The organism is Bacillus sp. JJ722 (genome assembly GCF_036963345.1).
In the GTDB taxonomy this organism is placed as follows: Bacteria; Bacillota; Bacilli; order Bacillales; family DSM-1321; genus Bacillus_AD.
In genome coordinates, this window is sequence record NZ_JBALMO010000003.1 from 6,547 (window position 1) to 32,313 (window position 25,767).

Consider the following 25,767-nt stretch of genomic DNA (forward strand, 5'->3'; position numbering starts at 1 on the left):
TTGTCCAGCTTCATCGGCCTGCCCCTCGTGCCATAAGCCAAATCACTTCGGAAATCAGAATTTCCTGTGTGTTTCGTCTTATGACAGCGGGGCTGAACGGGCCGATTCCGCATTTCATAGTTGACTATCGTAGGGAGAAGAGGGAAGTCCACTAGGAGCTAGACACAAAGAAAAGCGGAAGTGGCTTGCTCAGCTCCGTATGGACTGGAGCGATTCGACTGAGATAAAGGATACACGAAGAGCCGATAGGCGATTCGATGTTGACTTATCGTAGGGAGAAGTGTGAAGTTCACTAGGAGCTAGACACTGGAGCTAGACAACACCCAAAAAGAGAAGAATCACTGTAAAATCAATATATTTCCCAATATTCAAATAAAACAAAAAAGATATCTGCTTATAAGCAGATATCTTTTTTGTCTTCGACCAACCTTTGACCTACGTTTATCGTATTACAAAACGGAAATGGTATTACAATACATATTTTATCATATACCAAACGTATTACAAGAGTATTATGAAAATATTTCTTCTATTGGATAAATTATAACTATTTACCATATTTTATTTTACGATTTGAATTTTTTTGCAAAAAGAGGTTACTTCCATTAATACCACGGAAATAACCTCTTAGTCTAGTTAATTATGAATCAAGGAGCGTACACTTTTAACTTGTATGGTGTAATACTAGCAGCACCATTTGCATCTCTTATTTTCACTTGGTATTTACCTGCTTGCAAATTCATTTGGAATTCTTCTAGATCTGCTTGAAGATATGAATCCGATTCCTTAATTAATTTGCCTTTATGGTACAGACTTATAATACTGTCTGCCTCTTTACCTGCTTCTAGCTTCACCGTTACAGAAGAATTCTTATTCAATTCGAATTCATACCAATCTTCATCTCCACCTGTAACGCCTGTATTCAGATAACCTGAAGCTGTTCTTAAAGCACCTTTTTCTTGCTTCATTTTAATCGGCTTCGCTTGGCTTGATACTTCGTCCTTCTTGTTCATAGATTCTAACTTAAGCGTATATGGAAGTAGTGAGAGCGTTTCACTTCCATTTACGATTATATAGTATCCTTTATTTTTCACCGTTTTAAATGATCCAGCTGAGAAGCCTTCAGGACCTCTTGTTACCTCTTGAATTTCTTCGTCTCCACCATCGATTTTACGGTTTCCATTTGTATCTTCATAGATTGTAGCAAAACCATGATATGGAACAATCAAATCACTTGGATATCGATTTTCCCAGGCATCTGTTATAGCATCTACTTCTATTGAAAGACCTTTAACTCCCGTTTCCTTCGCTACAAAATAATAATGGTCCGTATCATCAGGCATAGCTACGTTTGCTTTAAAACTCGCTGCCGGAATGTTTGCTAAAGCATCTCTTTCATTATTTGGCTCATATTGATCTTCCGGATTAGCGACAGCTAGTTTACTTGATAACTCATAAGGTTCAAATGAAGTGGCTGTTCCTCCATCAGAATAAAAGTCTTCAGCTAACATTACAAAATATTTTTTCCCTTTTTGTAAACCTGTATAGAACTTGTTCTTTTTTTCAACATTTGACCAGCCCCAAGCTACATTTTCACTGATACTGTTTAGGTATGTTAAAACTTCCCCGTCTCCATTCTTCTCTTCTACTACTTCATTAATAGCAACGTACGGAATATTATTTTCATGATTATTAATACCGAATTCATAAATGGCAGTCTCTTCCGCTTCAATTAAGAAAGCATCTATATCTCCACCGTTTTGTAAATATCCTGTTCCTTTATCGCCAATCGCATATGGACGTGCACTTTCATGCAGCATTTGTACGACTCGTTTTTGCTCTTCGAAATACGGATCACCAGCAGCTTGAATTGGAGCACGTTGCTTATTTTTATTCCGCGACTTATTATTAATCGCGATACCTACAGCTGAATCTTCCTTTTCTTCGCCATTCATTATTTCTTCATTAATTGCATCTTCATCTTCAGGCATTACTTTACTATCAATCGTTAAAGAATATGGTAATAACGAAGATTTTTTCTCATCTGATTCGAGAATTGTTGTTTCTTCGAAGAAACTAAAGAAATCATTATAATAATCATTCGCGTTTCCGCCTACTTTAATCATGTATTCTTGATCTGGTTGAGCCAAAAATGTGAGCATTTCCCCTTTACCAACCGCTCCACTATTCGCATAGAAATCTGATTCAATTGGTTCTTCACCTTCAAGATATTCTTTAAGCATTTCTTGTTTTGCTTGCTCTGTTAACTTTTCTCCATTCTCACCAGTCGCATCTTCTGGAATTAAATTGCTCATATTATATATACTAATGTCTGTGTTTAATCCTGGAATAGCGGACATATTCAGTCTAACAAGCTGTTCTTCTTTCACCTTTAAAGTAAAGTAATCATAGTCTCCCTTTTCTCCTGCCAATGTAAATGGTTGAGCAGTTTTAAATGGTAGACTCGGAACATTCACCATTTGTGCAAGCGTTGACTCATCTTTAGGCAATTCTTTCGCTACTTCTACAGATAATTTATAGGAAGATAATTTCTTTCCAGAATCATCAAAGTTAGCATTTACATCTTTCACACCGACGGCAATCGTGCCGTCAAATGGCGCTTGCAGTAATTTACCTTCTGAGCTACCATCTTGTGAATCATTAATATCTAGCGATTGTACTTTTCCATTTGCTCCGAAGAAATGAGTCATGATTTTATAATCATATTGTTTCGACCCTAGTAAAGATGTTTGAATATAATCACCTTTCTTTACGTCAAGCTTAATCCATTTTTGTTCGAAAGGTTTTGTAATCGCACCATTTTTTACTACTGGAGTGCTCGCATTCACTTGCTCCGCTTTCGCCAGTATTTCTTGTTTTGTCCATTCATCTTTTACATAGGATGGCAGTTTTGAAACATCATAAGATAAAGCTTTAACTAGGTTGACTAGACCATGAGCGTATTTCGTATCAAAGCCTGACTCTCCTAAATCATCGGCTGTTGTCTCTAAAATATATTCAACTTGAGCTGGTGTTAAGTTTGGGTGCTTTGATAGTAATAAAGACGCTGCACCGGCAATGACTGGTGCAGCCATTGATGTACCGCTTCCTTCAGCATACGTTGATTTCTTAGACGGTTCATAAAGTGTACTGTACACCGCTTCTCCAGGAGCAACGATATCAACAGAAGGTCCGTAACTTGAGAAATCGGATAATTTCTTTTCTTTATTGATTGAACCTACACTAATAACACCTTCATAACCGGCTGGATAATTCACATAATCAGACGAATCATTTCCAGCAGATGCTACCACTACAACTCCTGCTTTTGTAGCCTTCTTAATAGCTGCATCTGTTATAGGTGAATCATATGGCATCCCTAAACTCATATTAATGACCTTTGCACCTTTAGCTACAGCTGTAAGAATACCATCCGCTAGCACATAATCACTTAAATAATAATTATTGCCATCCAGCACATCGATCGGCAATATTTTCACATTTGGATTGATACCATAGCCACCAATGCCATTTCCTTTTACAGCTCCAATAATTCCAGAAACATGCGTACCGTGATCCGCTGTAAATGGTTGATTCGCAGGGTTTCCGACATTAATACCTGGCAACAAATTATCCTTTAAATCTGGATGGTTTGGATCGGTTCCCATATCAATTACGGCTACAGTAACTTTATTCTTTCCTGCTAGTTTTTGAGCTTTATCAGCTTGCAGCATGGATAGTTGATATTGTTGATTTGCTTTTGGATCTCCGAGAGATTGTAGTTTATAGTTTACACTCGGGCTAACTGATGCTACTTTTTCTAGCTTTTGATAGACTTTCATTACTTTTGCTAGGTCTTTTTTATTTTTCACTTTAACAACCGCATAATTCAAATCAGCGATTTGTCGTACAAGTGTACCTCCAGCTGCTCTATGTTCTGCTGCTGTTAGTGGCTTGTTGTAACGAATGATAAAAGTATCCTCGCTAAACGGTGATTTCTGCTGTTCTTGTTGGCCTTGCTGAGATTGTAAATATGAAATACTCTTAAAGTTTTCTAGCACTGGTTTTGTTTGCACCTTTGCTAGCGTAGCTGATGGAATAGCAGCGGATGCTAATAGAAATGAACTTAACCCGACTGCTGCTACTATTTTCAAGCTTTTCTTCATAGTTCTCCCCCTTTTTTAGCCTATAATTTTTGATAGATTATGTATTTGCTATTCTCTTCTACAATAAGAGCTAGCAAACCCCATAAACGTTAGACGTGTCAAATTCAAGAAAAGTTTCATTATTTTGGTTATTTTTCATATTTTATTCCAATTATTTTAAGAAAAGCGGAAGTGCCCGTTTAGCTCCGTATGGACTGGAGCCCATCGACTGAGATAAAGGATACACGAAGAGCTGACAAGCGATTCGATGTTGACTTATCGTAGGGAGATGGGTGAAGTTCACTAGGAGCTGGGCGCTGGAGCTAGACACCAGCAAAATTATCTTCTCTCTTATCTCTAAAAAAAGAACTGCCCCTTGTCAGTCACACTGACTTACAGGACAGTTCTTGTCTTACATATTATTTATGGAGTTGTGACTTTCAATGTATACGGAGAGATACTTGCAGTACCGTACGCATCATTTACTTTCACTTGGTATTTACCCTTCTTCAACTTAAGCTGGATTACTTCATCATCACCTAAATAGTATAGGTCGGAATGCTTGAGCAGCTTTCCATTTTGATAAAGACTAATCACACCATCTATTTCTTTACCTGCTTCCAATTTCACTGTAACAGTAGAATCCTTACTAACTTCGAATTCAAACCAGTCTTCGTCTCCACCATTAATACCTGCATTCAAATAGCCCGTTGCCGTTTTCAATGTGCCTTTATCTTGTTTCATTTTTATCGGTTTCGCTTGGCTAGATGCTTCATCTTGTTTATTCATAGATTCTAATTTGAACGTATATGGAAGCAATGTTAACGGAATAGTACCGTCTATATATCCATAAATTCCAATGAAATATCCTTGTCCTTGTTTCGTTTTAAATGAACCTGAAGAGAAACTATTTATACCTTTTTGAATTTCAGTGATAAAATTATCTCCTTCATCGAACTCTTTATTGCCATTTGTATCTTCAATAATGGTCGCAATTCCTTTAAAATCGCTAATTAAATCTTCTGGATATTTCTGCTTCATTGCATCAGTTGCTTTCTCTGATGCAACCGAAATCGCTTTTATACCTGTATCAGGTGCTACATAATAGAACGGATCCGTGTCATTTGGCATTGCAAAATTACCTTGGAAAGTAGCAGCTGGTAAATTCTTAAGGTTCTTATAATCACTTGGCTCATGAGCATCGGATGGATCTCCAATAACCTTCTTAGAAGTTAGTTCATACGGTTCAAAAGATGTTCCTAGTGCTGCATTACCAGTTAGTTTCACTACATATTTTTTGCCTTTTTCCAATCCAGTATAGAATTGATCCATACCTGTGATGTCAAAACCACTCCAATTGATGTTATCACTAATATAATTTGGAACAGTATATGTGTTGCCATTTTCATCTTTTTCTTCACTAACTTCAATGATGTCTGCAAAAGGAATATTGCCATCAACATTTTTCAAACCAAATTGATAAATAGCTGTTTCTTCCGGTTCAACGATGAAATAATCTTGGTCCATATCATTTTGAATATAACCTGTTGCTTTACTACCTACTGTATATGGAAGTGCGCTTTCTAAGATGGTTTTCATATTAGTATCTAATTCTTCTAAATATGAATCACCTGCTGCCGTAATTTTATTATTCTTTTCAGCTGCAGACATGATAATAGATATGGAGATTCCACGTTCTTCTTCTTCTCCAAGAACACCGCTATCTAAGCCATCTTCATCAGTCGGTAAAACTTTGCCAGTAACATTGAGTGAATATGGAACTACAGAAGATGGTTTTTCATCCTCTGATAACCCTAAATCCATTCCAAATAGCATAGCAAATAATAAATCAAAGTCATTCAGGTTCATTGCATCACCAGCAAGTTTAATAATATACTCTTGATTTGGTTGAGCTGTGAATGAAAGTGTTTCGTCTTTTCCTACACCAAAGCTATTACCTGTAAAGTCTGCTGGTAGTTTTTCTTCACCTTCTAAAGCTTCTTTTATTCTAGCAAGTTTATCCGCTTCAGAAAGCTTTTCACTTGCTGGTGCTTCAGGGTCTTCACCAATTATATTATTTACGTTATAAACACCGATTTCCGTATTAAGACCCGGAATTCCTGACATATTAATCTTAATTAATTGTTCTTCTTTTACATTCAATGTGAAATAATCATAGTCACCTTTCTCACCTGCTAAAGTAAATGATTTAGCTTCCTGATAAGGTAGACTAGAAATGTTAATCATTTTTTCTACACTTGATTCATCTTTAGGTAGCGCTGATACGTTTTCCACTGTTAACTTATATTTAGATTCTTGATTACTAGAATCATCGAAGCTATCATTAACGTCTTTAACACCAATTGCAACGGTTCCGTCAAAAGGTGCTTGGATTAGCTTACCTTCAACAGTTCCATCTTGCGTATCATTTACGTCAAATGATTCTACACTATTTTTTCCATAGAAATGAGCCATGATTTTGTAATCAAAGTTTTTAGAGCCTTCTAGAACTGTTTGGATATATTCACCTTTTTTCACATCGAATTTAATCCATTTTTGTTCATAAGGCTTTGTAATAGCTCCTTCTTTCACAACCTTCTCCTTTGCATCAACTTGCTCTGCTTGTTGCTGGATCTCTTTATGTGTCCATTCACTCTTCACATATGAAGGTACGTTTTTCACATTATAAGATAATGCTTTAACAGGATTAACTAATCCATTTGCGAACTTCGTATCAAAACCTTTTTCACCAAGATCATCAGCTGTTTTCTCTAAAATATATTCAACTTGTGCTGGTGTAAGATTTGGGTATTTCGTTAGTAAAAGTGATGCTACCCCTGCCACCACCGGTGATGACATGGAAGTTCCACTAGCTGCCACAAAAGTAGATTTCTTCTCAAAACTGTATAACGTACTGTAAACATCTTCTCCAGGAGCTACGATATCTACCGAAGGTCCATAATTGGAATAATCAGAAAGTTTTTTCTTATCATTAATAGATCCTACACTAATAACACCTTCATAGCCTGCAGGATAACTTATTGAATCACTACTTTCGTTACCCGCTGATGCTACAACAACGACACCTTTCTTAATAGCCGTTGCAATGGCTTCTGCAAGAACAGGAGATGAACCCCCTCCACCTAAACTCATATTAATGACTTTAGCACCTTTCTCAACAGCATATAGAATGCCTTCTGCAATACTTACATCAGATGCACCTCCACCTCCATCAAAAACATCGATTGGCAATAGCTTAGCAGCTGGATTCATTCCGTATCCGCCTACACCATTTCCTTTCTCTGCACCGATAATACCTGAAACATGCGTACCATGATCCCAGTCACCTACTACATTTTGGTTAGCTGGATTTGATGCATTATAGCCTGGTAGTACAACATTTTTTAAATCAGGGTGTTTGGAGTCCGTACCTGTATCAATAACAGCTACGGTTACTTTATTCTTCCCTGCTAATTCCAATGCTTGTTCCGTTCGAAGCATCGAATGTTGGTACTGTTCACTTGCTTTCGGATCACCTAAAGAACTCGTAGTGTATAAAAAGCTAGGACGAACAGATTCTACTTTACCTAGTTTTTTATAAGCTTTCATAACTTTAGCTAAATTCTGCTTGTTCTTTACTTTGATTTCCGCATAATTCAATTTCGAAATTTGTCGGACCAACGTCCCACCAGCTAGTTTATGCTCTGTTGGTGTCAGTGCTTTGTTGTATTTGATTATGAAACTATCCTCACTCATCGGAGCTTTCTTTTCATGCTTCCCTTTTACTGATTTACTCACTGATGAGCTTTTTGCACTTTCTAGCGCCGTTTTCGTTTTCGCTAGAGAGGCAGACGGAATAGCCATAGATGCTAGTAGCATCGAACTTAATCCAACCGCTGCAAATACTTTCAAACCTTTCTTCATACGTATCCTCCTTTTTCATATAAAATAATAAATTATGTATTTACTAATCTCTATTTTGGAAAAAGAGATAGCAAACCCCATATGTATTAGACGTACCAATTATGGAAAAAGTTTCATATTTTGTATAAATTTTTATTTTTTATTAAATAAAAAAATTGCCCCTCCAGTAATGCCTATTACTAGAGAGACAATTCCTTAAATCATTCTATCTTTGCAATGTAAAAAACGATGATGCCTTCGTTGTTTTATTTCCGGCACGATCTTTACCTTCAACTACATATTGATATTTTCCCGCTGATACATCAACGTTACTATTATTCTTACCATTCCATTTTAAAGAATGAGTAGAAGCTGAGAAAGATTGATTATTAGCCAATGTTCGTACCGTTACACCTTGCTCAGATACTACTTTCACCGTAACATATAATGGCTCTTTCACATTAAATCTAGCCGTGCTTGTGTTCGTACCATTCGCTATAAACACAGCAGGATCTGCCGCAACAGATAAGGCAGGCGCCTTACTATCAAGAATAATACTAGCCGAAGTAGTTGACTTTACTTTATTGCCATCTACAGCCGTGAATTGAACCTTATACGTGCCATCACCAATGTATTTGCGATTTTCATTTTTACCATCCCAGCTTAATGTACGACTTCCCGCACTAAGAGAGACATTGTTCCAAATCGATTTCACTAGTTTTCCTTGCCCATTCACTACTTGAGCAGTAACTTTAGCTGGTTTGCTAATATTGACTGGTAAACTTACCTTGCTTTGAGCAACTGGTGAAAAATAGGTTACCGCTGGTGCTGAAACAGTTGCCGGCATCGTATTTTTCACATTTATTGTTTTATGTGTTCGGAAGTTTCCTTTATTACTACTAAGTGAAACTACAAATTTATACTTACCATTGCTAGCATAAGTAGCGTTATCTAATGAACCATTCCAATAAACAGTAGCTTTGCCACCATTCCATGCTTTGTTAGACAATAATGTTTTAACAACCTTGCCATTAGCGTTCTGAATTTGAACAGTTAGTCTCGTATTCTTTGGTGCCGTAAATGAAACGCTCATTCTATTCTTTCCTGTTATGGTAAAACTAGATGGTGACTGGAAGTTTGTAATTGGCAAACTTGTTAATGAAAGAGCTTTATACGCCGAAACTCGTCCATTTCCATAGAACATATCCCAACCACGATTTCCATAATCAACGGAAGATTTCTTAAGAATGCTTTGTACTTCCCCAACTGTAGTAAATGGATTTTTTGCTAGAATAAGAGCTGCAATTCCAGATACAACTGGTGCTGCTTGTGATGTTCCATCATACGCCCCATATCGACTGCCCGTAATGGTGGACATAATGGCTTCTCCTGGAGCAGTTACGTCAATATTCTTACCATAATTAGAGAAGTACGTAATATCATCATTTCGATCAGTTGCGCCCACAGCGATAACATTTCGATAACCAGCAGGATACATATCAAAATCTGTATCTTCATTACCCGCTGCTGCAATGACTGTTACTCCATTCTTTACCGCGTATTGAATAGCAGAGTCTTCAACATAATCATAGGCATAGTCACCTAAACTCAAATTAATAATATCGGCTCCGTTCTTCACCGCATATTCAATAGCTGATGCAATCGTAAAGGTTTCTGCATATTCACCCTCGAACACATTAATCGGCATGATCTTTGTATTCGGAGCAATTCCCGCTGTTCCATACTTATTAAAAGCAGATGCAATGATACCAGCTACATGCGTACCATGATCATCCGGAATATAATTACTTGAACCAGTTACCATATCAATCGGTGACACAATGCTGTGCTTCAAATCTGGATGATCCTTTTGAGCTCCTCCATCAATAACAGCTACAACAACATTGGAAGATCCTTTTGTAACATCCCATGCTTTCGGTGCTTCGATTTTTGGTAAGTGCCATTGCTTATAATAATATGGCTCTTGTGAAACAAACTCTTTTTTCACTTTAGTATTTGGTTGCACATAAGCAATTTCTTTATACTGCACTAATTCTTTTGCTATGTCTTGAATAGCATCTCCTCTTGGTGTCGAAACAAGTATGTAATCTCCATTCAGCAATGTTGATTGAATCTTCAAGTCATATTGATTTAATATTTCTTGTTTCCTTGCTTCAGATGCTGATGCATTAAAAGAAATAACCAACTCTCTTGGCGCATATTCATCAGCCTCTGAAAATATTTCCTTCACTTGTTTCTTAGAAACTGGTGGATTAACCTCTACATTCGGTTGATTACTAGTCTCTGTATTCTCAAGAGTATCCGACTGCCCTTGTAATCCGTTTTCACTCGCTTGATCAGGAGCAGCGTAACCCGTTATTGGTCCAATCGCTAGTATTAACGATAATAGCATCGCCAGCTTTTTCATAACCACGTATCCCTCCTTCTTGCATACAAAACAATCATATTATATAAAAATAATATACATGTCTATTTTATCTGCAAATAATCTATTTTGCGACTTATTTTAATAGGCACTAGACTAATATCATTATATAGTCCTATGGGGTTATGGGGGTCTGCTCATATATCTGGCTGTCCGCTCATATTTTTGGTTCTCGCTCATATTTCTGATTCTCTGTGTAGCTTTCAAATGAAGTTTGATTAAAAACCACTATAAATACTTGATTTTACTACATATAAAAAGCCATCGTTTTTTTAAAGATTGAAAGGGCACTGACATAAAAAATTGAGACAAATAAAAACACCTTCGTTGAAAAAAGGGTATTGAATAAATATCTAATCAATGTGAGGTGTTTTTTCTATGGGTTGAAATGCGGTTAGCGGGGTACCTGATAAAGAAGTGATGGAAAAATTGAATATCCGAAACTACACACAAATTAAGACATGGATGTGTTGGTATCGAAATGGAGAACTGCATCAAGTAATCCCTATTACCTACAAGTAGTATTATAGCTTCGCTTGTTATACGAGATCTAAGTCCCAACCAGCCTCAAACATATTTCTACTAGTAGAGGGTGAACAGTTTAGCAGACGTAATCAATATCCCACGCACCCGGACGTTCTACCCTGGCTACTGATAGATCAAATGCATATAAAAAAATTCAACCAGAGAGTTCTGGTTGAACTATATAATACGATTGCACCCGATAATTGAGAATTAAATTAAAACCTTTCCCCAGGTGATCCGTTCTCAAATTCAAATTTAGATGTTCATGCAAAAATTAGACCTTTAGCGAGCCACGGAATCCCCTTGCAGCATAGTAGGAGTCTGCTCCATTATGGTACACAAAAACAGTGTCATAGCGACGATCACAAAAGATGGCCCCGCCGAGTTTTCTAATATTAGCAGGTGTTTGCACCCAGCTCGACGTTTTCATATCGAAATTTTCAAGTTTCTGCAGCTCCCGGTATTGTTCTTCCGTTAAAAGTTCGATGCCCATGGCAGTTGCCATATCAATAGCGTTATTTTCTGGTTTGTGTTTTTTCCTTGACTCCAGTGCTTCACGGTCGTAACAAAAGCTTCTGCGACCTTTAGGACTTTCCGCTGAACAATCATAAAAGATGTATTCGCCCGTCTTTTTATCATGGCCAACAACATCCGGTTCGCCGCCAGTTCCTTCCATTTCATTGAGTGACCACAGTTTTTCAGTATTAGCTTCGAGCTTAGCTTGTACTTTAGCCCATTCAAGACCTTTATGGCGGTTCATGTTTTTTTCAAAACGGGCTTTCAAAGTTCTGAGTAGTTCTTCACGTTGTTCTAGTGACAACTCTTTATTTCTGTTTGTCATATTAGTTTCCCCCTTATTATTTTTACTCATTAATGGCTTAAGAACTAAACTTACACCTTTTGTGGCACAAGAAAAGACTGCATTAATGACAGCCCTAATTTTAGTTATTAAAAATTATTTTATCCCTTAATAACTAATAGGCCTATAATTCTTGATAATGTCCTTACTATTCAAACTGCTGTCCTATTCATTTTTATTTTTCTTGGGAAAGTTCACTATATTTTTTAAAATTGTCTAAAAACGCCTGCCATCCTTCTTTTTGCTGTTCAGTGGAATGGGTAGCTTCTGCCTCAAAAACTTCGATTACCTTCGTGTCGTTTTCATGACTAATAAAAGTGATTCTAACTTTTCTTCCATCCCCAAGTGTGTAAGAAATCAATTCGTTTATTTGAATTTCATTATACACTCCACCAAGATCAAATCCAAAGCTTCCATCCTTTGCTTCCATTCTTGTAAGAAATGTTCCACCCTCCCTTAAATCATTTTCGGCATGTGGTGCATGCCAGTCATCAGAAGCAAAAGACCATTTCGTTATATGATGTGGTTCTGTCCAATATTCCCACACTTTTTCAATTGGTGCATTAAGAAAGCTGCTGANNACTGTGGTCTCTACCGTTATCGTTCCTTTATTATCTGTTTTCATTTACTATTCCCACCTTTGTATTTAATTCACATTCCTGTTTTTTTCTACTATTAACTAGAAGACACGTATTTATGTGTGAAGTTTTGACAAGATCTCTTCACAAAACTCAGAAGTACCAGAGTAGATTTTGTTCTAACGCTCCGTTAATTGAACAAGAGTCCACATGTAATAGTGATGCTCAAAATGTTCTTTTAGTCTATGAGTTTCGCTCAACTAAAGAATTAACGATGCACTTAAAGTATTCACACCATATTCTAATTAACCCTTTAAAAAAGTTAACATATACACAAAAAACAAAACATACGTTCTCATTTTTATTGTATCCTACTCTAAATGCAAACACAACAATAATTTCTTTAACTATTCTTCCCAGTTTGTGAAATAAGAAATCCTATTAACTTTAAAGCTAATAGGATTTCTTATCAAACTTTATTTTAAAACCACACTCCACTCATATTTAGCCAAAACAAAAAAAGACGACCCTTCTCCATTTCAGAATAAGAGTCGTCTTTCATCTAAAATCTATTAACCTTCTGCATCATAAAAATATAAATTACCTAGCTCATCTTCAAAAGCGATCACATAGTACAAGGAATTATTTGTTGGTTTCTTGTATTGTATTGTTTCTTTACCGCCTTTTAATTCATATTTCTTCTTGTCTATTTCCTTATTACCATCTTGTACGTAAAGGTACATGGTAGCTTTTTTCGTTACATTAATATGGAAGTTAATAGCTTCGCTCGGTGATGTTACATGTTCATATAAGTTTTCCTTCAACCAAGGTGGATTTAATGTACTAGATATTGACCCTTCAACTGTTCGTACACCACCCGCTGAGTTCGTTACAGTTATACGATACTTATACTCTGAGTCCTTTTCCACGCTACCTTGGTTATTCTTACCATCCCAAACGAAAGAGTTAATTCCTTTTCCAACTGATTCTTGATCAAGGAGCAGGCGGACTACTTCATTACGTTTATTTAACACTTCTACCTTCACTTTAGAAGGTTGGCCAACGTAATAAGATACAGTTGCTGCTTCTTCGTCACCTGGATAGAATGAAACAACTTCAGGATATTGAACGTCAGGAGTTCCAATACCATTTAGGTTGTTTTGTACTTTCATAGCATATGGCTTCTGATAATTCGCTTTACTGCTAGATAAAGCAAGCACAATATTGTATTGTCCAGAGTTTGCATAGCTGCCATTGTCTAGTTTACCATTCCAATTTATTGTAACGGGCTTACCAACAGATTTGCTATTGTATAACTTCTTCACTACTTTGCCAGTTGAATCTTTAACCGAAGCAGAGACATATAATCCTTTAGGAGCTGTGAATGAAATTGCTGTACTATTATTGCCTGTTAGCGTAAATCCAGGAGCTACCTTTACATTAGAAAACGGTGATTTAGTAAGTTGCAAAGCTTTGTACGCATTTACTTTACCGTAACCAAAGTGAATATCCCAACCCTTTTTCCCTATGTCTACACTTGAATTTTTAAGAATTTTTTCTACTTCTGCACCCTTTAAGAATGGATTTTGTGCAAGAATCAAAGCAGCGATACCAGATACGATAGGAGCTGCCATTGACGTTCCATTCATTATAATAAAATCACTTCTCGCTCCCGTAGATACGATGTTTTCTCCAGGTGCTGTAACATCAATATACTTTCCGTAATTCGAGAATGAAGCTAATTGATCTTTCTTATTAGTAGCACTAACGCCTATAACGTTTTTGTATGCCGCTGGGTACGTATTTTTGCTGCTCTTTTCATTTCCAGATGCAGCAATAATAGTGACACCTTTCGAACTCGCATATTGCACAGCATAATCTACAGCACTGCTATAGCTCGCTCCACCTAGGCTTAGATTGATAATATCTGCGCCTTTATTCGTAGCATATTCAACCGCTTTAGATACTGTGAACATGTCAGCTTCTTCACCTTTAAACACGTTAATAGGCATGATTTTCGTGTTAGGTGCTACACCAACTGTTCCTTTATCATTTAAAGCCGAAGCAATAATACCTGCTACGTGAGTACCATGGTCATCCGGCACATAGTTAGTAGACTTATTTACCATGTTATATGGCGAAACAATATTTTGTTTTAAATCTGGATGATCCTTTTGTGCACCACCATCAATTACAGCGACTATTACACCCGCATTTCCTTTCGAAACATCCCATGCTTTCGGAGCATCTATTTTCGGTAAATGCCATTGCTTAGAATAATAAGTTTCTCTTGGTGTAAACTTTCTTTTCACTTTAGCGTTTGGTTCTACATATTCCACCTTTTTACTTTTAACAAGTTGGCTCGCAACACTTTGTAAATCTTTATTCTCTGTTTCTACTAAAACAAACTGATTATTCTTCATTTGATTGACTGCTTTAAGATTATGTTTCTTAAGTAAGTTTTGTTTCTCTGCGTCAGTTGTTCCAGCACGAAAAGTTATAATTAATTCATCTTTCTGATAACTTGAAGCACTTGAAAAAATACTTCTTACACTTTGCTTTGTAAATGGACGATCCAAATTCATTTTTTCAGAGTTTGTGTTTTTACCAATATCCGTGCCTTTCTGTGCATAGCTCGTTATTGGTGCCATAGCAAACACACAAACTACTAAAAGCAATATTAACTTCTTCAACCCTTTCACCTCATCTCCAAAAATCAATACATAACGCTTTACTAATTATGTAATGTAAAAAAGGTGTACTTTTGAATTTTTTCCACCCTTTACCATTAAACCTCAATTTATCCATAAAAAAAACATACTAAAATACTATTTGCAAAATGAAACCGAAAAAAACAAAATTTATTCAAAACAGAAATCAAATTGCTAATATTCGTTCTTTTTAATATATAGATGATTCCTCTTCTCTTTTATACTATCTATATACTTTTTTTACAATTATTTTTCGCTGTTTGCTAAGTAATTCAATAAAGAGGGAGAGTCAGACAATGATTAATAATATGAATGATTTACTATCTAAGAAAAAGTTTTATCAAGTCTTAACGCCAAATGGCGAGTTGCTTGAATCGATTGAAGGAATCATTCCTGAACCTTTAATAATGAAAATGTACGAGAAGATGATGCTGGTAAGAGCCTTTGACAGAAAAGCAATTCATTTGCAGCGTCAAGGAAGACTTGGTACTTATGCACCATTTGAAGGACAGGAAGCAGCACAAGTTGGAAGCGCTTTAGCGTTATCTCCAGATGACTGGATGTTCCCGACATATCGCGACCATGCCGCCACTATCGTTCATGGTCAAGACTTATTTCGTGTTTTCCTATATTGGATGGCTCATCTAGATGGGTCAATTTGCCCAGATGATAAGCGTATCGTTCCTCCTACTGTTCCAATTGCCACGCAAATGCTTCATGCAATGGGTACAGCTTGGGCAAGTAAGTTAAGAGGTGAAAACAATATTAGCATCGCTTACTTTGGTGATGGTGCTACATCCGAAGGCGATTTTCATGAGGCATTAAATTTCGCCGGCGTGTACAAAACCCCTACGATCTTCTTCTGTCAAAATAACGGCTATGCTATTAGCGTACCTTTCAAAAAACAATCTGCATCTAAAACCATCGCCCAACGTGCAATCGCTTATGATATTCATGGTGTTCGCGTTGATGGCAATGACATCTTTGCCGTTTGGTTGACCGTGAAAGAAGCGATCGAAAGAGCTCTAAAAGGCGATGGACCAACATTAATTGAAGCTGTAACCTTCCGCTATGGCGCCCATACAACAGCAGATGATCCAAAGAAATATCGCGACCAAGACAACTTATCTACTCATTGGCGAAACAATTATGACCCGATTACTCGCCTGCAAAAGTTTTTATACCGTAATGGCCTTTGGAGCGATGAACAAGAGCAACGATTATTGCGGGGAATCGATGAAGAAATCACCTTACATGTACAAAAAGCCGAAAGTTATCCAAAAGCCAATCCTCTTGAAATGTTTAACCATGTGTACGCTAATATGCCTTGGCATATTCAAGAACAACAAAACGAGTTGAAACAAGCTTTACAAAAGGATGTGAATACGAAATGAGCCGAAAATTAAACATTATTCAAGCTATTACGGAAGCTATGGATCAAAAGCTCGAACAAGATGAACGAGTCATTCTAATGGGTGAAGATATCGGAATGAACGGTGGCGTTTTTCGAGCAACTGAAGGCTTGTTGGATAAATACGGATCGAATCGAGTCATAGACACGCCTTTAGCTGAATCAGGTATTATCGGTTCAGCCATTGGATTAGCTCTTAATGGCATGCTTCCTTTGGTTGAAATTCAATTCCTCGCCTTTATCTATCCAGGATTTGAACAGCTTGTAGCACATGCCGCTCGAATGAGATATCGTACACGAGGCCAATTTACAATTCCACTTGTCATCCGAACACCTTATGGGGCTGGCATTAGAGGACCAGAACTGCATTCAGAAAGTGTAGAAACCTTCTTTGCTCACACGCCAGGCTTAAAGGTTGTAGCACCTAGTAATCCATACGATGCAAAAGGACTACTCATTTCTGCTATAGAGGATCCTGATCCTGTCATCTTCATGGAACCAACTAAATTGTATCGAGCTTTCAAAGAAGCTGTTCCTCAAGAAATATATCGAGTGCCTATTGGTGAGGCAAAAGTTGTCCAAGAAGGAATGGATTTAACCATTTTTGCCTGGGGAGCAATGCTACGAGAAGCCTTACTTGCCGCAAAGAAAATCGAAAGTGAAAAAGGCTGGAAATGTGAAGTAGTCGACTTGCGAACACTGTATCCATTAGACAAAGAAACCATCCTTCAATCCATTAAAAAAACAGGAAGAGCATTAGTTGTTCACGAAGCGCATAAAACAGCCGGATTAGGTGCAGAAATTATATCTCTCATTAATGATGAAGCGCTTATCTATTTGAAGGCCCCTATTAAACGTATTGCCGGATTTGACATTCCCGTCCCACCATTTTCGGTTGAAAATGATTATCTACCTACTGTTGAACGAGTCAAACAAGGAATATCAGAAACGATCTTATTTTAAAAGGAGGGACAATAATGATTGAATTTAAACTACCTGACGTTGGAGAAGGTATGCACGAAGGAGAGATTCTCCAATGGTTCATACAGGAAGGAGAATTCGTTAAGCAAGATCAGCCTGTCTTAGAAATTCAAACCGATAAAGTAAATGCAGAGTTAACTGCACCTGCATCAGGAAAGATAGCGAAACTGTTCTACAATGAAGGGGCAATCGTCGAGGTTGGAAGCACATTATTTCATATTCTCGAAGAAAACGAGTCGCAAAGCGCATCGCCACCCATCCCAGAACAATCCACAACTCCACCAATTGAAATAAACCGCATACTAGCTACTCCATATGTACGACAATTAGCACGTGAAATGAACATTGATATTCAGCTCATAAATGGAACGGGTCCAGCAGGAAGAATTACCGAAAGTGACTTACAAAACTATCAAAACCCACAACCTACTCAAAAAGTTCAAACAGAATCCATTCATTCAATACAACAGCCAAACAACACAACTGAACAACAAGAAGAACGCATTCCACTTAAAGCCATCCGCAAGAAAATTGCTGAGCATATGGTGAAATCATCTACGATTATCCCACATGTTACGCATGTAGATGAATTGGAAATGGATGCTTTAAAAACAATTAAAGACCAATTCAAAGTGTACGCTGAAGAGAAAAATATAAAACTAACATTCCTTCCTTTCTTCATTAAAGCAATCGTTACGGCTTTACAAGAGTTTAAGATGCTTAATGCTTCAATAGATGATCTGTCCAATGAAATTATTATAAAAAATTACTATCATATCGGTATTGCTACAGACACGTCTGCAGGGCTTATCGTTCCAGTCATTAAACATGCAGATCAGAAAAGCATTTTCCAACTCGCTGAAGAAATTAAACAGTTAGCCACTCAAGCTCGTGAAAGCACCTTGAAAATCGATCAAATTACAGGTAGTACATTTACAATTAGCAACGTCGGAGCAATTGGCGGATTACACGCAACACCTATCATCAATCACCCTGAAGTAGCGATCTTAGCTCTGCATAAAATGGAACCGCGCATGGTCATCCGTGACTGGGAAGGTGTCATTCGCTACATGATGAATATGTCTTTATCGTTCGATCATCGAATCATTGATGGTGTTACAGCTGTAAGATTTACAAATCGATTAAAGGAACTACTTGAAAACCCTAATTTATTATTTATGGAGATGAAATAGATGGTAGTAGGAGAAATAACCATTGAAATAGATGTTGTTGTCATAGGTGGAGGCCCCGGTGGATATGCGGCTGCCATCCGACTCGGACAATTAGGAAAATCTGTTGTACTAATTGAAAAAGACCAACTAGGAGGCGTTTGCTTAAACCATGGCTGTATCCCATCCAAGACGCTCATTCATACAGCTGAGCAATTTCACAACTTAACAAATCTAAGTAAAATGGGCATTCAGATCCCAACAGAGCAACCTCCATTTCAAATGGAAACTTGGCAAAACTGGAAAGGAAGCATTGTCTCACAATTACAGCAAGGCGTCACACATCTATGTATCGAAAATGGCGTCACCGTTGTAAAAGGAACCGCAACATTCCTATCCGATGACCGTATCCGAGTAGAAACAGAGGGAGATTCCGAAACCTATCGATTCGAGAATGCCATTATTGCTACAGGCTCTAGACCTTTTATCCCTGCGTTTCTTCAAGTAGATGGCACATATATTCTGGACTCAACCGAAGCCCTACAATTACAATCCATTCCATCCACTTTATCCATTATTGGCGGTGGTTATATCGGGATTGAATTAGGAATGGCTTTCGCAAAGTTAGGTACACAAGTTACCATCATCGAAATGGCGAACCGCATTCTCCCTCAAGTTTCTAAACAACTAGTGCAAGAAGTCATTCACAAGGCAAGAAAGCTTAATATTACAATTGAAACGGCAACTAAAGTTGAAGAAGCAACAATTGAAAATAACCAAGTACATCTTCATGTTATTTCAGAACAACATCCATCAAAAGTGATTGTTAGTGATCAAACACTCATAACAATTGGCAGAATTCCAAATACAGATACCATTGGGTTAGAACAAGCTGGTGTTAAAACAAACGAACGCCAATACATCCAAGTGGATGAGGAATGTCGTACAAACATTCCACATATATTTGCCATTGGTGACATTACAGAAGGCCCTGCTTTAGCTCACCGTGCAGCTAAACAAGGAAAGGTTGCTGCTGAAGTAATCGGAGGATTACCAAGTGCCATCGATTCTCCTCTTATTCCTTACGTCATCTTCTCCGAACCACAAATTGCAGGTGTTGGTTTAACAAGTGAAGAAGCGGAGCAACAAGGTTATAACATTAAAACCGGAAGCTTCCCTTTCCGAGCTAACGGTCGAGCGCTAGCAACTAATGAAAAACAAGGCTTTGCAGAAGTCATTGTTGATGCAGAAAGCCATCTCTTACTCGGAATGCATATGGTCGGAGCCGATGCTTCTAATCTGATTGGCGAAGGTGTACTCGCTTTAGAATTATCTGCTCGTGTAGAAGACATTGCACTCACAATCCATCCACATCCGACATTGTCAGAAGGATGGTTAGAAGCAGCTGAAGCCGCTCTAGGGCATGCCATCCATATTGTTCAGAAATAGTTTGTTAGTCTAATTGCTTATTTTTAGGAAGAATACGTCGATATGGTACGGGTGAGGATAAAACGATTGAGGTATTAACATGTCCATAAGGAATTAAACGATCAATCAACAGTCTCATACTGGTCATATTCTCAACAGCTGCCTTTAAAATATATCCGATTGTACCAGTTACTCGATGTCCTTCGATAATATCACTGTCATTTTTTATAAAGCCTTCAAACTCTGAAGGAGATATCTTTAATTCACTTACTTGAATAAACATAAGGACATCTAAACCTACAGCTGGTAATGAAACTCGAGCGCTAAACTCTTCAATGATGCCTTTTTCACGCAAACGATATAAGCGCTCAGATATACTCGGTCGACTAAGGGCAAGCTTTTTCGATAAATCACTTACAGTTATTCGGCTATCCATTTGGAGAAGCTCCAATAATTTAATATCCAATTGATCCATTCATTTCACCACTTTCAATAAAAAGGAGTAACCTATCATAACCCTTCAAAAAAATAGTTAAGTTCCATAAACAGATGTTATATTGCATAAGATGTGCATCTCTAATATTCTATCATTCATTTACCAAAAAAGACCATCTATTTGGAAGCGTTTACAAAAATAGTTATAAAAGGACTATAGAGAATATCCTCCATAGTCCTTTTCGACATATATTTATTGAGATATCACGATTTGCTCTGATTTGTTACCTGCATTGTCTGGCGTATTTTCGCCAGTCGTATTCATCATTTCTTCAGCGTTTTCCCTTTCGAAAACCGTCACTTCTATTTTAGAAACGGTATTGGTTTTAGGAATTTTAGCAACAATTTCAGTTGTCCCCGCTTTTGATCCAACATTTAATGTTGCTACACCACCCTGATCAATCGCTAGTGTGTCAATATCGATTACATCTGGATTGGTAGAAGTGAATTCTACCCCTTCAATGATTTCAATATCTTCATCATTCCTATTATTAGGCTCGTGAGCATCAAACATCATCTCACTTTCGTATTGATCAAGCAATGTATATTGTAACTTTACTCCTTGATCCTCCGTTGTAATAGCCGCTGTACCTTCTAAAGGTGTCACTTCATGTAACTTAATTGAACTTGAGACAACTTGCTCAAATGCCGCATCGAATGCATTCATTAGAAGAATAGCATAGTCGCCACGCTTCGCATGTTGATATGTTCCAAACTTAGTAGCTGATACACCTTTCGTAACATTATGATCAACAAGTGCAGCGACCGCCTCTTTGTATTGATCAGCTACGTCCGTGAAAGGAACATCATTTTTCGCCATTAGTTCAAAGCCTTTTTGAATCCAAACCGCTAATTCTCCACGTGTAATTAAACTATGCGGATCAAACTTTGTTTTCGTTTTACCATTTGTGATACCCGCTTCTTTCAGTGCATTTACATATTTAACAGCACGTTCAGGAACATCCGTAAATCCTGAAGCCTGAGCATTTTCATAATCTAAATCTAGTACTTTTACTAGTAAAACAGCTGCATCAACGCGTTTAATATTCTCATGAACACCAAATTTCGTATCAGTGATTCCTTCCGCACCCATTGCCACTACGAAATCCACTGCTTCTCGATACTTCGGCGCAACATCAGTGAAAGATGATGCCATTGCTGCTGGAGCAACTACAGTAGTAACAAGTGTCGCAATTGCAGCTGTTGCTATAAATTTGTTGAATGATTTTGGTTGGTAAGCCATATAACGAAAATCTCCTTCTTTGATGCGCATTTTTTATGTCTATGTAAGAAACTTCGTCATTTTATTCGCTTTTTTAATAGAAAATCATCATTATGACTATTAAAAGAGTATTTATAATAATGCTATCTTTCGGGATTTTTGTTATAGGGTGAGAGTTAATTTAATTTGGGGAACAAAGAGGATATTAATTAACTTTTAAATACCTTTGTACAGAGCTTTCTCTCCATAGAGCCTTTGAGTATTTTCCTAACTATCATATCAGGTTGCTTAGGACATTGATGGCTAAGTAATACACCGTGTAAGCTATTAATAGAGAAAATAAAACGCCTCATTAGAGTTTATCTAAGAGGCGTTTCATCTACTTAATCAAATAGTAATCCATCTGCTAAAGTAATTTTTAGTTATTATAAGTGAAAGTTGCTTCAGATACTGGTGTTTTTGTATCTTTATCAACTAAAGCAAGTTTTAATTCATAAGCACCTGCGTCTAATTGAACTGTGAATGGAGTTGTAACGCCATCTGCAAGTTTTAGAGCATCTACAGCTGCGCTAGGTAAACCTGTTTCTGGACCAAACATAGCTACACCATTAGCATCAGTTGTAAATGATTTATCAACAGTGCCTTCTTTATAGTTAATTACTAATCCACTTACAGCTTTACCGTCTTTAGTTACAGTTGCTTGAAAACGGTATTTATCAGCCGCTGCAGTAGAAGTAGCTGGTAATTTAGCATTTACACTAAAAGAACCATCGTACACATAAGTAGTTCCACCAAATGTAACAACTGGGAAACCTGTTGTAGTTTTGATACCAGTAGTTTCTGCTACAGATTTATTTCCTAATAGATCTGTAACTTCACCTACAGTAACTGTTGGTAGAGCTGTGATATCTTGTACAGATTTCTCTTCTAATTCTACAACAACAACAGATGAAGTTTCTGGGTTAGTTGTATCATTTGTAACAGATTTAATTCCTTTTACTACATATCCGTCAACAACAAAATCTTCTTTAGCTACAGATCCTGCATAAACTGCTTCAGAGAATGTAACTTTGATTTCATCTAATTTACTATCTTTATCAGCATCTACAGTTTCTCTCTTAAGAGCTACTGGCCCGATAGCGTCTTTTACTACAACTGGAGTTGCGATGTTTAATTTTGCACCATCAGCATTAACAATTGCATCAACTTGTCCAACTGTTTTCACAGAGATGTTAAGTGCTTCTGTGTTAGTTTCTGCTACTTTCTTATCTGCTGCAAGTTTAAGAGTTAAGATAGATTTTCCATCTACACCTGTAGTACTTTGTACAACTGCATCTTGTTCAACACTGTTTACAGTAACTTTTACAGTTGGAGTACCAGTAACAGATACAACATCGTTTAATGTTACCTTGATTGTATCTAATGCTGTAAGTTCAGCTTTCTCAACAGCTACATGAGGAGTAGTAGCTGCAACAGTTACTGCTGTAACAAATTTAGTTGTTTCATTTCCTGCAGCATCTTTAACGCGACCTACATTAATTGATGTTGGGTTATTAGTGTTAGTTGCACTTGTAAAGTCAACTGCTTTAGCTGTGTTAGCAGCATTGTACTCAGTGTAATCTAAGATAACTGCTTTATTATCAGCTGTTGCTGTAATTTTAACTTTTTCAGGTACATCATACATTTTTACATTTTCAATTGAAGCTCTGTCCATTGCTTCACTGAAGTTGATTTTAATTTTTGCAGATGATACTACAGTAGCAGTTTCAGTTACTGTTGGAGCGAATTTATCATTAATAGAAATAGTTTTTGTTACTGTGTCAATAACGTTTCCATTTAATGAGTTATCTTTTACATTTTTAACTTCTAAAGTGTAGTTACCGCCGTCTTTTAAATCAGAAGTTTTAATATCTACAACTTTACCATCTGTATCTTGTACTACATTTACACTATTAATAACTACAGCTTTACCTTCAGCATTTTTTAGTGTGTAGTTTGATACAGCTGTTGCAGTAGTTGGATTAACTGTTTCTGTAAACGCAAGACGGATTGTATTAGAATCTTGTTGAGCTACAGAAGCAACTTCTGGTTTAGTGAAATCTGCTACAGTTGAAACAGTCCAATTAGCTGGTTGTAAGATGTTTCCGTATCCATCTTTTACTTTATTTGCATCAGCTGTGTTTGCAGCATAATCAAAGTAAAGAGTTGTACTACCAGGAGCAAATGGTTGAGCAAAAGTTAATTTGTACTCATCATTTGTAATTTGTTTAACTTCTGTTAATTTTGTATTCTGACCTTTATAAGTATGTGAGAATACAGCAATATTTCTATTGATTAAATCTTTAAGATCTGTTTTTAATGGCTTATTGAACTTAAGAGTTACTGAGTTTTCAGTACTTGTTTTTACTGTTGCTGTTAAAGCAGTTGTATCTTTCACAAAAGTGAATTCTTTTTCTACTTTTTCAATTGCATATCCAGTAGTTGAAGAATAATCAGTACCACCAGCTAATTCAATTTTGTGTTTTCCTTCAGTAAGTTCAACTGGTAAAGTTACAGTTCCTTTTGTTCCAGTTGCATCTAATACTACTGTTGGTTGATAAATAGATTTATCAATTGTAACTTTTGCAGTAGGAGCTGTTTTCATTGGCTCTGAGAAGTTAATTTCAAGATCTTTAGAACCAATAGCTTTTACTTCTCCCACTGTAGGAGCAGCGTTATCGAAGAATACGATGCTGTGTTTAGCTTCTTTAAACTCAACACCTTTTTCATCTTTAATACCTTTAACAGTTACTTCAACTTTTTCTTGTTGCTTAGCTGGAGTTGCTAAGTTGACAGTTACAGTTTGTTTATCATCTGATAATTGAACTGTTCCACCAGTGATAACTGCTTGACCATTAGAATCTACATTACGAGTAAAGTTAGAAATATCTACTTTACCAACTGGAGCATTAAATTTAACTTCAATTTGTTTATTGTTAATTGCTTTTACGCTTTCAACAACAGGAGTTGCAGCAACGTCAAATGAAGGAGCTTTATCAGCAGCAACTTTTGTTCCAAATAACTCAGTTAGAGTATATTTAGTACCTGCTTGATGTGTTGAAGTTTTTAATTGTACATAAGTGAAAGTATCTTCAGCTGCTTTAGGAGCTTCAACGATTTTAGCTTCTTTTACTTCAAGTCCGTTGTCGAATTTAAAGTCAGTAGCTTTAACTTCTTTCACTTCACCTTTAAGTTTTAAAGTTAATGTAGTTGAATCAACAGCTTTGATTTCTTCTACAGTAACTGTAGCTAGTGGGTTTACAGCGTCATTTGCTCTCTTTAAGAAGATTGCAAAATCTCCACGTTTAGCGTTGTTGTTAGTACCAAATTGAGTTTCATTGATACCGCTTGTTACTTTATTATCAACAAGAGCTGAAACAGCTTCTTTGTAACGATCAGATACGTCAGTGAATGTTACTTCAGAAGTTCCTTTAAGTTCGAAACCTTTTTGGATCCAAACTGCTAGCTCTCCACGAGTGATTAAGTCATTTGCTCCGAATTGAGTAGCTGATTTACCAGAAGTAATACCAGCTGCTTTAAGAGCGTTAACTTCTTTAGCAGCACGTGCTGGTACATCAGTGAAACCAGAAGCTGGAGCTTTTTCTGTGTCAAGTCCTAGAACTTTAACAAGCATTACAGCTGCGTCTACACGTTTGATGTTTTCAGCAACTCCGAATTGAGTTTCAGTAAGTCCTTGAACTCCTTTTGATACAACGAAGTCTACTGCTTCTTTATATTTAGGTGCAACATCAGTGAAAGATGCTGCAGATGCTAATGGAGCAATTGCTCCAGCAACAAGAGTTGCAGTTGCAGCAGTTGCTACGAATTTGCGATACGATTTTGGTTGGTAAGCCA

13 protein-coding genes are annotated in these 25,767 nt (G+C 37.0%); 4 read left to right on the plus strand and 9 right to left on the minus strand.

What is annotated here, in order from left to right; translation table 11 throughout:
• Positions 1–647: 647 nt before the first annotated feature.
• The 6 genes from V7014_RS00150 to V7014_RS00175 all read right to left on the minus strand — a co-directional run bounded on the left by V7014_RS00150 (position 648) and on the right by V7014_RS00175 (position 15,149).
• A complete protein-coding gene (locus V7014_RS00150) occupies positions 648–4,166 on the minus strand; it encodes a S8 family peptidase (RefSeq protein ID WP_335502559.1) in 3,519 nt (1,172 codons plus the stop codon).
• 402 nt (positions 4,167–4,568) lie between these two features.
• Positions 4,569–8,069 carry a S8 family peptidase gene (locus V7014_RS00155; RefSeq protein ID WP_335502561.1) on the minus strand — a complete coding sequence of 1,167 codons (3,501 nt, stop codon included), beginning with the start codon at positions 8,067–8,069 and terminating at the stop codon, positions 4,569–4,571.
• A 205-nt stretch (positions 8,070–8,274) separates the two neighbouring features.
• Positions 8,275–10,476, minus strand: coding sequence for a S8 family serine peptidase (locus V7014_RS00160; RefSeq protein ID WP_335502565.1), 2,202 nt, complete (start codon positions 10,474–10,476; stop codon positions 8,275–8,277).
• Positions 10,477–11,293: 817 nt separating this feature from the next.
• Positions 11,294–11,860, minus strand: coding sequence for a DUF4256 domain-containing protein (locus tag V7014_RS00165; protein WP_335502568.1), 567 nt, complete (start codon positions 11,858–11,860; stop codon positions 11,294–11,296).
• Positions 11,861–12,053: 193 nt separating this feature from the next.
• The gene (locus V7014_RS00170; RefSeq protein WP_335502571.1) at positions 12,054–12,503 is read right to left on the minus strand and encodes an SRPBCC family protein; all 450 of its coding nucleotides are present in this window, start codon (positions 12,501–12,503) and stop codon (positions 12,054–12,056) included.
• A 525-nt stretch (positions 12,504–13,028) separates the two neighbouring features.
• Positions 13,029–15,149, minus strand: coding sequence for a S8 family serine peptidase (locus tag V7014_RS00175; RefSeq protein WP_335502574.1), 2,121 nt, complete (start codon positions 15,147–15,149; stop codon positions 13,029–13,031).
• 314 nt (positions 15,150–15,463) lie between these two features.
• On the opposite strand from V7014_RS00175, the gene pdhA reads away from it, so the two are divergent.
• Genes pdhA through lpdA form a run of 4 tightly spaced genes read left to right on the plus strand, consistent with a single transcriptional unit; the run spans position 15,464 to position 20,177 of the window.
• The gene (gene pdhA, locus V7014_RS00180) at positions 15,464–16,561 is read left to right on the plus strand and encodes a pyruvate dehydrogenase (acetyl-transferring) E1 component subunit alpha (RefSeq protein ID WP_335502577.1); all 1,098 of its coding nucleotides are present in this window, start codon (positions 15,464–15,466) and stop codon (positions 16,559–16,561) included.
• Positions 16,558–17,541, plus strand: coding sequence for an alpha-ketoacid dehydrogenase subunit beta (locus V7014_RS00185; protein ID WP_335502580.1), 984 nt, complete (start codon positions 16,558–16,560; stop codon positions 17,539–17,541). Before pdhA ends, V7014_RS00185 begins: the two co-directional genes overlap by 4 nt.
• 14 nt (positions 17,542–17,555) lie before the next feature.
• The gene (locus V7014_RS00190) at positions 17,556–18,752 is read left to right on the plus strand and encodes a dihydrolipoamide acetyltransferase family protein (protein ID WP_335502583.1); all 1,197 of its coding nucleotides are present in this window, start codon (positions 17,556–17,558) and stop codon (positions 18,750–18,752) included.
• Positions 18,753–20,177 carry a dihydrolipoyl dehydrogenase gene (lpdA, locus tag V7014_RS00195; protein WP_335502586.1) on the plus strand — a complete coding sequence of 475 codons (1,425 nt, stop codon included), beginning with the start codon at positions 18,753–18,755 and terminating at the stop codon, positions 20,175–20,177. It abuts the gene before it with no gap.
• Between the two features lie 4 nt (positions 20,178–20,181).
• On the opposite strand, the gene V7014_RS00200 is transcribed toward lpdA, so the two are convergent.
• From V7014_RS00200 to V7014_RS00210, 3 genes are all read right to left on the minus strand, one after another.
• The gene (locus tag V7014_RS00200) at positions 20,182–20,631 is read right to left on the minus strand and encodes an Lrp/AsnC family transcriptional regulator (RefSeq protein ID WP_335502589.1); all 450 of its coding nucleotides are present in this window, start codon (positions 20,629–20,631) and stop codon (positions 20,182–20,184) included.
• 213 nt (positions 20,632–20,844) lie between these two features.
• Positions 20,845–21,894 (minus strand): S-layer homology domain-containing protein, encoded by a 1,050-nt coding sequence (locus V7014_RS00205; RefSeq protein WP_335502593.1) that lies wholly within the window; start codon positions 21,892–21,894, stop codon positions 20,845–20,847.
• Positions 21,895–22,291: 397 nt separating this feature from the next.
• Positions 22,292–25,767: S-layer homology domain-containing protein (locus tag V7014_RS00210; RefSeq protein ID WP_335502596.1), on the minus strand; the 3,476-nt coding region annotated here is incomplete at its 5' end.

Excerpts from the sequence above, each read along its gene's own strand:
- V7014_RS00190 (WP_335502583.1), top strand. The coding sequence starts at position 17,556 with ATGATTGAATTTAAACTACCTGACGTTGGAGAAGGTATGCACGAAGGA.
- V7014_RS00150 (WP_335502559.1), bottom strand. The coding sequence starts at position 4,166 with ATGAAGAAAAGCTTGAAAATAGTAGCAGCAGTCGGGTTAAGTTCATTT.
- V7014_RS00165 (WP_335502568.1), bottom strand. The coding sequence starts at position 11,860 with ATGACAAACAGAAATAAAGAGTTGTCACTAGAACAACGTGAAGAACTA.
- lpdA (WP_335502586.1), top strand. The coding sequence starts at position 18,753 with ATGGTAGTAGGAGAAATAACCATTGAAATAGATGTTGTTGTCATAGGT.
- V7014_RS00185 (WP_335502580.1), top strand. The coding sequence starts at position 16,558 with ATGAGCCGAAAATTAAACATTATTCAAGCTATTACGGAAGCTATGGAT.
- V7014_RS00200 (WP_335502589.1), bottom strand. The coding sequence starts at position 20,631 with ATGGATCAATTGGATATTAAATTATTGGAGCTTCTCCAAATGGATAGC.
- V7014_RS00155 (WP_335502561.1), bottom strand. The coding sequence starts at position 8,069 with ATGAAGAAAGGTTTGAAAGTATTTGCAGCGGTTGGATTAAGTTCGATG.
- V7014_RS00205 (WP_335502593.1), bottom strand. The coding sequence starts at position 21,894 with ATGGCTTACCAACCAAAATCATTCAACAAATTTATAGCAACAGCTGCA.
- pdhA (WP_335502577.1), top strand. The coding sequence starts at position 15,464 with ATGATTAATAATATGAATGATTTACTATCTAAGAAAAAGTTTTATCAA.
- V7014_RS00160 (WP_335502565.1), bottom strand. The coding sequence starts at position 10,476 with ATGAAAAAGCTGGCGATGCTATTATCGTTAATACTAGCGATTGGACCA.